Genomic DNA, 12,689 nt, shown 5'->3' on the forward strand with positions numbered 1-12,689 from the left:
GCATGGCCACCCGCGCATCCTCTGTCGCCTCAATCGAACAATCGCTTTCGGGCAAGGCGTGGCGTTGGCGCGCCGGTAACATGGACCTTGGGGACGGCGCTTTCGACGGTGGCGGCTTGGGAGACGACCTCGTCGCCCAGCTGCTGATCGCGCGCGGCGTGGCTCGCGAGGATCTCGATCGGCACCGCAACCCCAGCTTACGTGGCTTCCTTCCCGATCCTTCGGTCTTTCGCGACATGGAAGACGCGGCAAAGCGACTCGCCGCCGCCGTGACCAACGGAGAGAAAGTCACAGTCTATGGCGATTATGATGTCGACGGTGCAACCAGCGCCGCTCTGCTGATCCGCCTGATGCGGGATCTGGGTGCCGATCCGGCCTATTATATCCCTGACCGCTTGCTTGAAGGCTATGGTCCGTCCGGCGAAGCCTTGGTCCGCCTGGCGCAGGATGGTTCGACGTTGATCATCACGGTCGATTGCGGCGCCATGGCCTATGAGGCGCTGCAGATGGCCAAGGATGCCGGCGTCGACGTCGTCGTTGTCGATCATCACAAATGCTCGGCGCAGCTTCCGGCGGCGCTGTTCCTCGTCAATCCCAACCGGCTTGACGAAGACGATGAGGCCGCTGCGCATGGACACTTGGCCGCAGTAGGCGTCGCCTTCGTGCTGGCAGTCGCGCTCGTCCGGAACTTGCGGAATGCCGGCTGGTTCGCCGAGCGCAAGGAGCCAGACCTGTTTGGCCTGCTCGATCTGGTCGCGCTGGGAACGGTTGCTGACGTGGCCCAGATCAGGGGTCTCAACCGTGCCTTCGTGGCGCAGGGCCTGAAAGTCATGGCCCGGCGTGAAAACATCGGCATGGCGGCACTGATCGACGCCAGCCGTCTGTCGCGCGCGCCGACCTGCAGCGACCTCGGCTTTGCGCTCGGTCCAAGGGTCAATGCCGGCGGCCGAGTGGGCGAATCCACCCTTGGCGTGCGGCTGCTGACAACGCAGAACCCCGATGAGGCCCGCGCCATCGCTGCTCAGCTCTCGCAATTGAACGAAGAGCGCCGCGCCATTGAGGCAGCCGTGCAGGAAGCTGCCGAAATGCAGATCGACCGCCAGCACAACCGCGCGGTCATCGTTCTAGCCGGAAATGGCTGGCACCCCGGCGTGATCGGCATCGTCGCGGGACGGGTGAAGGAAAAGACCGGCAAGCCCACGCTGGTTATTGCTCTCGATGCTGACGAGGCCGGTAACGGCAAGGGATCAGGCCGATCGATCACCGGCGTCGATCTGGGCGCAGCCATCATAGCTGCTCGCGAATCCGGATTGCTGATCGCCGGCGGCGGCCATGCCATGGCGGCGGGTCTCACCGTGGCCCCCGGCAAGCTGGAAGCCTTGGCTGACTGGCTTGACGAAAAGCTCGCCACCGATGTCCTCGCCGCGATGGCGGGACAGTCGATGCTGCTCGACCTCAGTCTGTCACCGCGCGGACTGACCCCGCAACTGGTGACCGAACTGGAAAGCGCCGGCCCCTTCGGCATGGGCTGGCCGGCTCCGCGAATCGCGATCGGGCCGGTTCACCTGATCAAGGCGGACATTGTCGGCACCGATCACGTCCGTTTGCTGGCTGGCGGCAACGATGGCGCCAGCTTCAAGGCGATTGCATTTCGTGCCGCGCAGAGTGATCTCGGCCAGGCGCTGCTGCATGGTTCCAAGGGCCGAAAGCTCTGGCTGGCCGGGCGCGCCAAGATCGATGACTGGGCCAACCGCCCTCAGGCCGAGCTGCATCTGGATGACGCAGCCTGGGCCGATTGATGATTTGTTCAATTACAGGGCTTGACCGTTTTTAGGTCTCCCACTAAGTGCGCGGCCTCGCCTCGCCTCGGCGCAAGCTGGTGCGGCCCCTTCGTCTAGCGGTTAGGACGCGGCCCTTTCACGGCTGAAACACGGGTTCGATTCCCGTAGGGGTCACCAAACTTTAGCGGGTTTGGGCATTTGCAGGCTTGGCCGGACATATCCGGCCCCTTCGTCTAGCGGTTAGGACGCGGCCCTCTCACGGCTGAAACACGGGTTCGATTCCCGTAGGGGTCACCAGCCGTTCAGCGGTTCAATTTTCCCATAACGAAATCCCGGGCTTCATGGTGCGCGCGGTCCTTGTTGGTCTGGACGGGTTCGACATCGTTGCGGTCGCGCGTGGCGATCAGGACTTGCGCCTTGAGCGGTTCGTAGAAGCGCACGCCGCAGGTGCGCAGGTTGGCCCACACGACCATGCCGAAGGCGTCGAAATCGCCCCATTCGATAAGCACGTCCTGCCCCGGCTGCGGCGGCTCATCGCAGGCGATGCGGCCGCCGAAATAGGACAGGTCGAGCAGTTCTGCCGGCCATGCCTGTGCGGTGGTCATCATGCGCGCGGCGAGGCGCAGGCGCAGGCGGCTGGTGACGCGCTTGCCGACTTCCGGAAGGATGTGATCAAAGCTGATATGGCCCATGTGCGCATCATGCCTCCGGACAGGCAAACAGGCGCTATGCGCTGGGCTAGGCATTTTTTTCGTGACGGCTTTGGGATGAAAGCCTTCGGAGTTCAGTGAAAATCGCGCGAACCGGGGATGATCCGGGCATCGCGCGGGTGGCCGTGGCTCCATCCGCAATCGCGGTTTGCCGGACCGGGCGGCTGCCATTCTTCGGGCTGGAACCGCGATGGCAGCGGCCGGCTGACATGATCGGCGCGGGCGACTGGGCTGCTGAGCATATTGTCGGACAAGGCATGGAGGCTCGCCGTGGCGTCGGTCAGTTGGCTGACGATCACGTGGATCACCTCGTCATCGTATTCCACCCGCCCGCGCACTTCCATCAGCCGCGCGCTCATGATGATCTTGCGCTGCTTTTCCATCACGTCGGGCCAGATGACGAGGTTGGCGACCCCGCTTTCGTCCTCGATGGTGATGAAGCAGACTCCCTTGGCGCTGCCCGGACGCTGGCGGATCAGCACGACACCGGCCACCTGCACCGCTGAGCGGAACTTGCGTGCACGCAGGTCTGCCGCCCGGACGAAGCCGCGCTCGGCCAGTGCCGGGCGCAGGAAGGCCATGGGGTGCGCTTTGAGCGACAGCCGCTGGGTCTGGTAGTCGGCGACCACTTCCTCGCTGAGCGGCATGGCGGGGAGCTGTGTTACCTTCGCCTCAGCCCCCTCGCCCCGCGCCTTCATCGCGGCGAAAAGGGGTAGCTTCGGCGCTGCAATAAGACTGCGCGCATCCCACAAGGCCTGCCGGCGGGTGATCTCCAATGAATTGAAGCAATCCGCCGCCGCGAGCCGCTCGATCAGCGCCGGAGACAGCCCTGCCCGTTCCTGCAATTCGCGCACGTCAGCAAAGTGCCCGGTCTCTTCCCGCGCCGAAACGATCCGCGCCGCCGCCGCTTCGGGAAAGCCATCGACCTGCCGCAGGCCAAGGCGCAGGGCGACTTTCCCTCTCTCCCTTTCGAGGGTATTATCCCACCCGCTGCAATTCACATCGACTGGCAGCACCGGCACGCCATGCTCGCGTGCATCGCGGACGATCTGCGCCGGGGCGTAGAAGCCCATCGGTTGCGAATTGAGCAGAGCGCAGGCGAAGGCCGCCGGGAAGTGACACTTCAGCCAGGACGAGACATAGACCAGCAGGGCAAAGCTGGCCGCGTGGCTTTCGGGGAAGCCGTATTCGCCGAAGCCCTTGATCTGGTTGAAGCAGCGCTCGGCGAAATCGGGATCATAGCCGCGTTCGATCATCCGGCCGACCATCATGTCCTGCAATTCATCGACCATGCCGCGCGACCGGAATGTGGCCATCGCCTTGCGCAGTCGGTTGGCCTCTGCCCCGGTGAACTTGGCGGCGTCGAGCGCGATCTTCATCGCCTGTTCCTGAAAGATCGGCACCCCCAGCGTGCGGCCGAGGATCGAGGTCAGCTCGTCCGGAGGGCCATGCGCCGGGCCGGGCGCGGGGATCTCCACCTTCTCCGCCCCGCGCCGCCGCTTGAGATAGGGGTGGACCATGTCGCCCTGGATCGGCCCGGGCCGCACAATCGCCACTTCGATCACCAGGTCATAGAACTGGCGCGGGCGCAGGCGCGGCAGCATGTTCATCTGCGCGCGGCTTTCCACCTGGAACACGCCGAGCGAATCGCCCTTGCACAGCATGTCGTAGACCGCCGGATCCTCCTTGGGCACGGTGGCCAGCGTCAGGTTCTGCCCGTGGTGTTCACCCAGCAGGTCGAGGCACTTGCGGATGCAGGTGAGCATGCCCAGCGCCAGAACATCGACCTTGAGGATGCCCAGCGCCTCGATATCGTCCTTGTCCCATTCGATGAAACTGCGCTCAGGCATGGCGCCGTTGCCGATCGGCACGGTTTCGGTCAGCGGGCCTTGGGTAAGGATGAAGCCGCCGACATGCTGCGAGAGGTGGCGCGGCATGCCGATCATCTGCTCGGTCAGCGCCAGTACGCGGCGCAGGTGCGGATCATCGAGATCGACGCCGGTCTCGCTGGCGACATGCGCCTCCTTGATCGAGCGCCCGTGCCCGCCCCAGACCGTGCGGGCGAGCACGCCGGTCAGATCTTCGGACAAGCCCATCGCCTTGCCCACCTCGCGGATCGCCATGCGCGGGCGATAGTGGATCACCGTGGCGCAAAGCCCGGCGCGGTGGCGGCCATAGCGGGCGTAGATGTACTGGATCACCTCCTCGCGCCGTTCGTGCTCGAAATCGACGTCGATGTCGGGCGGCTCGTTACGGTCTTCGGAGATGAAACGGTCGAACAGCAGCGAGTGACGCGCCGGATCGACCGCCGTGATCTCCAGCACATAGCACACCGCCGAATTGGCCGCAGAACCGCGCCCCTGGCACAGGATCGGCGGATCCTGCGACCGCGCGAAATCGACGATGTCCTTGATGGTGAGGAAATAGCGGGCGAGGCTCAGCTTGCCGATCAGCTCCAGCTCGCGGGAGAGCGTGGTGCACACGTCCTGCGGCAAGCCATCGGGATAGCGACCCTCCGCCCCCTGCCAGGTCAGATATTCGAGCTGCTCCTGTGGCGTGCGGCCTTCCGGGCAGGTCTCCTCGGGGTATTCATAGCGCAGTTCGTCAAGGCTGAAGCGGCAGGCATCGGCCACCTGCCGCGCCGCCTCGATCGCGTGGGGCCAGCGGGCGAAGAGCCGGCACATGTCCTCGGGCGATTTCAGGTGCCGCTCGCCATTGGCCTCGAGCAGGTAGCCGGCCTTGGCGACCGTGGTCTTGTGCCGGATCGCGGTCATCACATCGTGCAGCGGACGGCGTTCGGGGGCGTGGTAGAGCACGTCGTTGGTGGCCAGCACGCCCATGCCATTCTCGCGCGCCATGGCATCGAGCGCAGCGATCCGGCGGATGTCGTCACCGACATGGAGATAGCTCACCGCGATGTGGCGCAGGCCTGGTAATTGCGCGCGCAGTTGGGGGAGCAGGGTTTCCAAACATCCCTTGAACAATCGCTCCCCGGATACTGGTTCTCCGTCCAGCCCGATAACATTGTTCGCCACCGCCAAGGTGAACTCTGACGCCACATCCCTCGGCGGCACCAGCACCAGCTGCACCCCCTCGGCATGGTCCGCCAGCATGGGAACCGTGATCTCGCAGACGCCCTTGTCCTGCCATTCGCCATCGGGCCGCGCCATGCGTCCGGCCGAGATCAGGCGGCACAGGCGGCCATAGGCAGCGCGGTCCACCGGATAGGCAAGGAAGGCTAGCCCTTCCACCGTCTCGATCCGGCAGCCGATGACCGGCCGCAGCCCCAGCGCCTTCGCCTCGCCATGCAGCCGCACCACGCCGGCCATGGTGTTGGCATCGGCAATGCCCAGCGCGTCATAGCCAAGCCGCCGCGCGGTGAGCGCCAGGTCGACCGCATCGGACGCCCCGCGCAGGAACGAAAAGCAGCTCGCCAGACCAAGTTCCACGAAAGGCGCGGCATCGGCGGGCGGCAGCATGGACTGCTCCACGCGGCGGCGTTCGGGAGTTAGGGCGGCTTCAGGCACGGGTGAGACAACATCGCTAAAGGGGCAACTGTTCCTTTTATGTTCTTTTTGTCGGGCCGGCGAATCCTTTTGTCGGCATGCCGCACACTCCTGACCGCAAATCCCAGAACCGCTGCGGAACGCCTTTGATTCTGGGGCGTTGCACAATCACCCATTCGGAGACCCACTATGCACATCATCGAAACCGGCGACGCCCACCTCTATTCCAAGGCATGGGGCGAAGGCCCGCCGGTCGTGCTGATCCATGGCTGGCCGCTTTCCGCCGACAGCTGGGACCCGATCAGCCACGCGCTGGCCGAAGCCGGCTTCAAGGCCATCTCCTATGATCGGCGCGGTTTCGGCCGGTCGAGCCAGCCTTCGGGCGGCTATGACTACGATACCTTTGCCGATGACCTTTCCGCCGTGATGAAGTTCCATGATGCAGTTGATGACGTCACGCTGATCGGCTTCTCGATGGGCGGCGGCGAAATAGCCCGCTACATGTCGCGCCACCAGGGCAAGGGTGTGAGCCGCGTGGCGCTGATCGCCTCGGTGGTCCCCTTCATGCTGCAGGACGAAAGCAACCCGGACGGCGTGCCGCAGGAAACCTTCGATGAAATGACGCAGGGTATGCTGGACGACCGGCCGAAGTTCTTCACATCATTCTTCAAGGGCTTCTACGGCGTCGGCATGATCAGCAAGCCGGTGAGCGAGGAAGTGCTCGACCTGTCGTGGCAAACCGCGATGCAGGCCGGCCTTCGCCCGACGCTCGCAGCAGCCAAGGCCTTCGCCACCACCGACTTCCGTCCCGACCTCGCCCACTTCAAGGTGCCAACGTTGATCATTCACGGCACCGATGACAAGACCGTGCCGATCGATGCCACCGCCCGCGAAGTGGCGCGCAAGGTGCCGGGATCGCGGCTGATCGCATACGATGGCTCGGCGCACGGCGTGTTCGCCACTGATACCGAGCGGCTGAAGAACGACCTGCTGGCCTTCATCGCCGGTGAGAATGCGCCGATACCGCAGGAAGCACTTGACGAGATGACCCGCCAGGCCTTCGCCGCTGACCCTATCTAACGTCCTTCAGGCAAGTTCGCGGCTGCGGGCGGCGACGGCTGCCAGGTCTGCCGCAAACTTGTCGCTTTCGGTCTCTCGCGCTTCACCGTCGAGCCGCAGCAAGTAGGACGGGTGGACCGTCAGCCACAATTCGCTGCCATCGGCCAGGGCAATCGGCTTGCCGCGCACTTGCTGGATCGATGTCGTCTTGCCGAGTAGCGACCGGCCGGCACTCGCCCCCAGTCCCAGCACCAGTTTGGGCCGCACAAGGGCGCGTTCGGCATCGAGCCACCAGCGGCAGATATCGATCTCCTTGGCGGACGGGTTCTGGTGCAGCCTGCGCTTGCCACGGGGTTCAAATTTGAAATGCTTCACTGCATTGGTCAGCCGCGCCTGCGCCCGGTCGATGCCGGCGTGGCCGAGATAGTCGCTCATCAACTGGCCGGCGGGGCCGACAAAGGGCCGGCCTGCCATCTCCTCGTTATCTCCCGGCTGTTCGCCGATGATCATCAGCGCGGCATCGCTTGGCCCCTCGCCCGGCACGGCGCGCGTCCCGTTGCAGCCGATCGGGCAGCGGCGGCAATCGCGCAGCCCGCGAGCGAGGGCATCGAGATCCTGCGGCTGCGGAACCCCCGCAAAGGCATCGCCCCCGGCGGAAACCATGGCCGCCTCCCGCGCCTGTGCCCCTGCGATCAGCTCCGGGATGAGCGCGGCTTCGGGCAGGTTCTTCCAGTATCGGCGCGGCATTTCCTTGACCATGGCGCCCACTTTCAGTCGGGCCGGATTGAAGATCGAGGAATAGTACTGGCGCCACAGGTCATCGGCCGGATCGCCGCCGGGGGCATCTTCACACCGGGCGGGAGGGCCTTCGTGCAGTAAAGTGCCATCCCAGTGCAGGCTGCCCCGCGGCGTCAGGATCGACCAGCGCATCTGGGTGAAGCGGTTGACGAAGAACACGGCGTTTGTACGCAAGATATGGTGCGACGGTTCGAACCAGGCGACGAATTGCTCCTGCCCGTCCGCGTCGGCCACGCTGCGGAAACGCACAAAGGCGCGCATCTTGTGAATGTCGCGCCGCACTGCTCGGGACAGGTCATTCAGCCGCCGCACGTCCGCATCGGCCGCGTCCTCAAGCAGACCGGGCTTGCCCTGCATTCGCCACAGCAGGCGATAGAGCAACGCAAAGCGGTGCGGATCGGAATGGAGCGCCGCCGCCTTTGCTAGCGTCAGGAAGGCGCGGGAGACGCGGGGCTGCGGGGCAGACGGAGCCGGCGCGGGAGGCCGGCATGACTGGCCCGGCGCTTCGGCAAACAGATCGCCATTGCCTTCGCCGGGGACGGTCCACACCACCCGGTCAGGCGGCACTTCGGCCATGATCAGCCGCCGCGCCTGCTCTCGCCAGCCATCGAAATCATCGGGCGCGGTCAGCGGCACGGCGCAGGCATCGGTAATGCGCGCGTCGCGGAACGGGGTCATGCGGCGAACAGTTCAAGCTGCTCCGATCGCTGCGGAGTGATCAGGGTGCGCAGGTCAGCGCGGTCGGTCAGCAGGACGGGCCGCCAGTCAGCCGTGACGATAAACGGGCGCAGCTTGGCAACCGAGACGGTGAGCTTGGCAACATCTTCAAGCCGCAGCGTGCGGTGCCGCCGGCTGGCCAGGATAGCGCCGACCACCTTTGTGCCGAGCCCCGGAACCCGCAGCAGCATTTCCCGCGGCGCTCGGTTCACGTCGACCGGGAAACTTTCGCGGAACTTGAGCGCCCAGGCCAGCTTGGGATCGATATCGAGCGGCAGCATGCCATCTGCGCCTGCGGCGGCCTGCACTTCCTGCGGGGCAAAGCCGTAGAACCGCATCAGCCAGTCGGACTGGTACAGCCGATGCTCACGGATCAGCGGCGGGCGTTTGAGTGGCAGCACGCTGCTGGCGTCTGGGATCGGGCTGAAGGCGGAATAGTAGACGCGGCGCAGGCGGAACTGCCCGTAAAGCGCGCTTGCCTTGCCGACGATATCGGCATCGCTGGCGGCATCGGCGCCAACGATCATCTGGGTGGACTGGCCGGCGGGCGCAAATTTCGGCGCGGAGCGGAAGTGTTTGCGGGCGTCCTTGTTCTCGGCAATCGCCTCCTTCACATCGGCCATCGCGCCTTCGATCACGGCTTCGCTCTTGTCGGGCGCGAGTTTGGTGAGGCCAGCTTTGGTCGGGAGTTCGACGTTGATCGAGACACGGTCGGCCCAAAGCCCCGCCTGCCGGACCAGCTCGGAATCGGCCTCGGGAATGGTCTTGAGGTGGATGTAGCCGCGAAAGTCATGCTCCTCGCGCAGGATGCGGCCGACCTCGACCATCTGTTCCATCGTGTGGCTGGAATTCCTGACAATGCCGGAGGAGAGGAACAGCCCCTCGATATAATTGCGGCGGTAAAAGCTGAGCGTGAGGTCGACCACTTCCTGCGGCGTGAACCGCGCACGCCGGACGTTGGAGCTCTTGCGGTTGATGCAGTAATGACAATCGAACACGCAGTGGTTGGTCAGCAGGATCTTGAGCAGCGAGATGCAGCGACCATCGGGGGCATAGGCGTGGCAGATGCCCATGCCCTCGGTCGAACCGATGCCTGTCCCGTTCTTACTGTTGCGTTTCGACGTGCCGGACGATGCGCAGGAGGCGTCGTATTTCGCGGCATCGGCGAGGATGGCGAGGCGTTCTATCAGGCTGGGTTGCGACATATGTTCCGTATATGTTCTTGGTGTTGGAAAGGCCAGAGGTTTCATCTTCCGGGATCAGGCGCACAGTCCTTGTAGGAACCATTCGGGTACCCCGCCCCGCCCGTCGCCTGCCAGCCCGGCACGGTAGATCCAGTAGCGGCGGCCGGCCTCATCCTCGATCCGGTAGTAATCACGCAGCCGCGCCGAGGAGCGCTCGCGCCACCACTCGGGGGCAATGCGCTCAGGCCCTTCGGCGCGGGCGATGTCGTGGACCTGCCCGCGCCAGCGGAACCGGCGCGGCAGGCCATCGGGCGTGGCATAGAGCACGGCGATCGGTTCAGGGCGATCGAGAAGCTTCAAGGGGCGTTCGTGGAAGGCTAGCTCGCCCTGGCTGGCGGGCTGCGGTTCCAGCGGCGGCTGCCAGCGCTGGGCGCGTTCGGGCAGGTGGCTGGCGTGGGGCACCGGGCGGCGCACCGCGCCCTCGCCAAGCCGCACCACCAGCCGGTCCATGCAGGCGGCAAGGCTGGTGCCGTGCTCTTCCGAGGCGGCATCGAAATCCCGCTGTGACAGCGCGACAGGTTCGCACCACGGCGCGCGCAGGCGGACCATCTCGATCCCGAAGCCGGCATCGACATCGTCAAGCCGCGCGGCGAACAGGCGGACGATGTGCGCCGCATCCCGGCTGGCCGAGGCGAGTTCGAGCCGGCGCACCAGCACTTCGCCATCGACGCGCCACAGCCCCGCCTCAAGCCGGCGTGCGCCCTCGCCCCGCGCTTCGAGCAGCCGGGCCATATCGTGGGCGAGGTCCGCCATCACCCGGTCGAGCAGCTCGCGGTGGCGGATCGGCTCCATCAGGCGGCGCTGCACCAGCGGCACCTCCTGCGCGATCACCGGCAGCAGTGGTTCGGGCACGCGGCCGAGTAGCTGGTCGAGCCGGATCAGCGGATTGGCGGCGGGGTTGTGCCGGTTGCGGAACCGCCGCGCCAGTGCCAGCCGAGTCACCTCGCTAAGATCACCGATCCGCTTGAGGCCGAGCCGGCGTAGCAGCAGGTTCACCGCCGGATCGAGCCGCAGCGCCGCGACCGGCAGGTCGTCGAGGCTGTCTCCTCCATGCATGATCGCCGGTTGCGGCCCATAATGAGCGAGCGCCCAGGCTGCCCCGGCGGTTGGTGCAATGGCCGCGCGCACCGTCAGCCCGCGGGCAATGAGCCGCCGCCCGGCATCGCCAAGCAGCGCCGCCTCGCCGCCGAACAGGTGCGAGACACCGGTGACATCGATGATGATGCCATCGGGCGGATCGATCGCTGACCACGGTCCCCAGCGCTGCGCCCACAGCGCCAACGCTTCGAGGAAGGCCAGATCGCCTGCCGGATCGGCCGGACTGGTGGCGAGCGTGGGGCACACCGCCCGCGCATCGGCGAGCAGCGCATCGCGGCGCGCTCCGGCTTGTGCGGCGGCGGGGTTGAGCGCGGTGATCCTTGGACCATGCGCCGTTTCGGCAATCAGGGCATGGGGCTGAGCATCGGCCCCTGTCCCCCGCGCGCAGCCTTCAGCCAGCAGCCAGCGGTCGATCGATAGGTGCGCGCACCAGATCGCCATGATGCGGCGGCCCGGTGTAGCGCATTGGGTCGGCGTGGAGCGCTCCTCCTTCATCGCGCAGGGTCCATTCTCCGGGGGGATGACTTCGCGCCCGGAACAGTTCGGCCTGCCAGGTGGCCGATCCCGGCGCGCGGGGGTTGCGGTGGGGCCAGGCGGATGGAGCGGAGCGGGCCTGCCAGCGCATCCGCGCCGAGCCAAGATCGCGCGCCGCATCGAGCCGCACCAGCCACAGCGGAACACCGTGCCGCTCCACCGTCAGGCTGAGCCGCCGCGACGCCGTGAAATCCAGCGCCCGGGGATTGCCGGCAATCTCTCCGACCACAAAGGCGAGGTCGCGGCACCGCAGCCCCTCCTCGATGGCGAACAGGGCATCGTCAGGCTTGTCCGCCGCGACATGGATCAGCCGGTGGCGCAGTTCGCGCGGCAGGCCAGGGCGATAGGGCCGGCCCGAGAGGCGGATCGCCGCCTTGTCCTGCACCCACAGCCACGCCCGCTCGTCCGGGATGTCGGCCAAGGGATCGCCCGCGCCGCGCAAGTGATCGCGCGCCAAGGCAAGCGCCAGCGCCGCACCTGCCCCCTCCCCGCCCGGAGCGAACAGCTCGGCATGCTGCGCCGCCGCGCTGGCGCCGGGCTGCCATCGCGCGGTCTGCGGGGCGGAAAGAGGCATGGTGCTGGTCATCATCATCGGAACACGAATCGTCTTTATGTTCCTTTTATGTTCTCATTGTCTCGGCTTGGCAAGGGAACCGATGCGCGGCTCGGCGGTTCCATCCACACCCCCCACCCGCACGAAGCGAGACCGACATGACCGACCACGACAGCAATCACGAAATCAAGGAGAAGTTCTGGAAGAACATGGTGCAGTCGCCGATGGTGATGCTCCAGCTTGATGCCGATCCGGACAGTGCCGCACCGATGACCGCGCAGCTTGACAAGGAAGGCCATGGCAACATCTGGTTCTACACCTCGCGTTCGGGCCGCTTTGCCCAGGGCGGATCTGCAACCGCTACCTATGCTTCCAAGAACCACGACCTTTTCGCCCGTTTCCACGGCGTGCTGATCGAGGAAACCAACCGCGAACGCCTTGAAAAACACTGGTCGAACTTCGTCGAGGCTTGGTTCCCCGGCGGCAAGGACGATCCCGACCTGATCATGTTGCGCATGGACCTCGGCGATGCCTCGATCTGGGATTCGGACCTTGGCCCGGTGACCACGGTCAAGATGATGCTGGGCATGGACGTGCGTGAGGATGCCGAAGGCTATCACCGTGAGACGCGGCTCGACCGGGCCAACTGACCTTGTTCCCACAAATGAAAGGGGCCGCTCCATGCGGAG

At 65.7% G+C, this 12,689-nt stretch carries 9 protein-coding genes and 2 tRNA genes; 5 read left to right on the top strand and 6 right to left on the bottom strand.

The annotated features are described in order from the left end of the window. Positions 1–2: 2 nt before the first annotated feature. The 3 genes from recJ to WG900_RS04540 all read left to right on the top strand — a co-directional run bounded on the left by recJ (position 3) and on the right by WG900_RS04540 (position 2,078). The gene (recJ, locus tag WG900_RS04530; RefSeq protein WP_339965010.1) at positions 3–1,799 is read left to right on the top strand and encodes a single-stranded-DNA-specific exonuclease RecJ; all 1,797 of its coding nucleotides are present in this window, start codon (positions 3–5) and stop codon (positions 1,797–1,799) included. Between the two features lie 84 nt (positions 1,800–1,883). Continuing rightward, positions 1,884–1,958: transfer RNA gene (locus tag WG900_RS04535), tRNA-Glu, on the top strand. A 45-nt stretch (positions 1,959–2,003) separates the two neighbouring features. Next, positions 2,004–2,078 (top strand) — tRNA-Glu (locus tag WG900_RS04540). 5 nt (positions 2,079–2,083) lie between these two features. Here the strand turns inward: WG900_RS04540 and WG900_RS04545 are convergent. Then, entirely contained in the window at positions 2,084–2,473 is a 390-nt protein-coding gene (locus WG900_RS04545; protein WP_339965011.1) for a PilZ domain-containing protein, read from the bottom strand. Between the two features lie 92 nt (positions 2,474–2,565). Beyond that, positions 2,566–6,018: an error-prone DNA polymerase gene (locus tag WG900_RS04550; protein WP_339965012.1), complete on the bottom strand. Its 3,453-nt coding sequence runs from the start codon at positions 6,016–6,018 to the stop codon at positions 2,566–2,568. A gap of 168 nt (positions 6,019–6,186) precedes the next feature. Here WG900_RS04550 and WG900_RS04555 point away from each other — a divergent pair, with 168 nt between their 5' ends. After that, positions 6,187–7,077 carry an alpha/beta fold hydrolase gene (locus WG900_RS04555; protein WP_339965014.1) on the top strand — a complete coding sequence of 297 codons (891 nt, stop codon included), beginning with the start codon at positions 6,187–6,189 and terminating at the stop codon, positions 7,075–7,077. A 6-nt stretch (positions 7,078–7,083) separates the two neighbouring features. On the opposite strand, the gene WG900_RS04560 is transcribed toward WG900_RS04555, so the two are convergent. From WG900_RS04560 to WG900_RS04575, 4 genes are read right to left on the bottom strand one after another with little or no spacing between them, the layout of a single operon-like run. After that, complete coding sequence (locus WG900_RS04560; protein WP_339965016.1) at positions 7,084–8,532, bottom strand: UdgX family uracil-DNA binding protein; 1,449 nt, start codon at positions 8,530–8,532, stop codon at positions 7,084–7,086. Beyond that, a complete protein-coding gene (locus WG900_RS04565) occupies positions 8,529–9,776 on the bottom strand; it encodes a putative DNA modification/repair radical SAM protein (protein WP_339965017.1) in 1,248 nt (415 codons plus the stop codon). The genes WG900_RS04560 and WG900_RS04565 overlap by 4 nt, the downstream gene beginning before the upstream one ends. 54 nt (positions 9,777–9,830) lie before the next feature. Further along, a complete protein-coding gene (locus WG900_RS04570; protein ID WP_339965018.1) occupies positions 9,831–11,354 on the bottom strand; it encodes a DUF6504 family protein in 1,524 nt (507 codons plus the stop codon). After that, complete coding sequence (locus WG900_RS04575) at positions 11,305–12,021, bottom strand: hypothetical protein (RefSeq protein ID WP_339965020.1); 717 nt, start codon at positions 12,019–12,021, stop codon at positions 11,305–11,307. The genes WG900_RS04570 and WG900_RS04575 overlap by 50 nt, the downstream gene beginning before the upstream one ends. 137 nt (positions 12,022–12,158) lie before the next feature. Here WG900_RS04575 and WG900_RS04580 point away from each other — a divergent pair, with 137 nt between their 5' ends. Continuing rightward, a complete protein-coding gene (locus WG900_RS04580; RefSeq protein WP_339965022.1) occupies positions 12,159–12,650 on the top strand; it encodes a pyridoxamine 5'-phosphate oxidase family protein in 492 nt (163 codons plus the stop codon). Positions 12,651–12,689 lie beyond the last annotated feature (39 nt).

Origin of the sequence: Novosphingobium aquae (genome assembly GCF_037572715.1) — a bacterium.
GTDB classification, from domain to species: Bacteria; Pseudomonadota; Alphaproteobacteria; order Sphingomonadales; family Sphingomonadaceae; genus Novosphingobium; species Novosphingobium aquae.

Coding starts and splice junctions, on each gene's coding strand:
- WG900_RS04545 (WP_339965011.1), bottom strand. CDS start 2,473: ATGGGCCATATCAGCTTTGATCACATCCTTCCGGAAGTCGGCAAGCGC.
- recJ (WP_339965010.1), top strand. CDS start 3: ATGGCCACCCGCGCATCCTCTGTCGCCTCAATCGAACAATCGCTTTCG.
- WG900_RS04555 (WP_339965014.1), top strand. CDS start 6,187: ATGCACATCATCGAAACCGGCGACGCCCACCTCTATTCCAAGGCATGG.
- WG900_RS04570 (WP_339965018.1), bottom strand. CDS start 11,354: ATGGCGATCTGGTGCGCGCACCTATCGATCGACCGCTGGCTGCTGGCT.
- WG900_RS04565 (WP_339965017.1), bottom strand. CDS start 9,776: ATGTCGCAACCCAGCCTGATAGAACGCCTCGCCATCCTCGCCGATGCC.
- WG900_RS04580 (WP_339965022.1), top strand. CDS start 12,159: ATGACCGACCACGACAGCAATCACGAAATCAAGGAGAAGTTCTGGAAG.
- WG900_RS04575 (WP_339965020.1), bottom strand. CDS start 12,021: ATGCCTCTTTCCGCCCCGCAGACCGCGCGATGGCAGCCCGGCGCCAGC.
- WG900_RS04560 (WP_339965016.1), bottom strand. CDS start 8,532: ATGACCCCGTTCCGCGACGCGCGCATTACCGATGCCTGCGCCGTGCCG.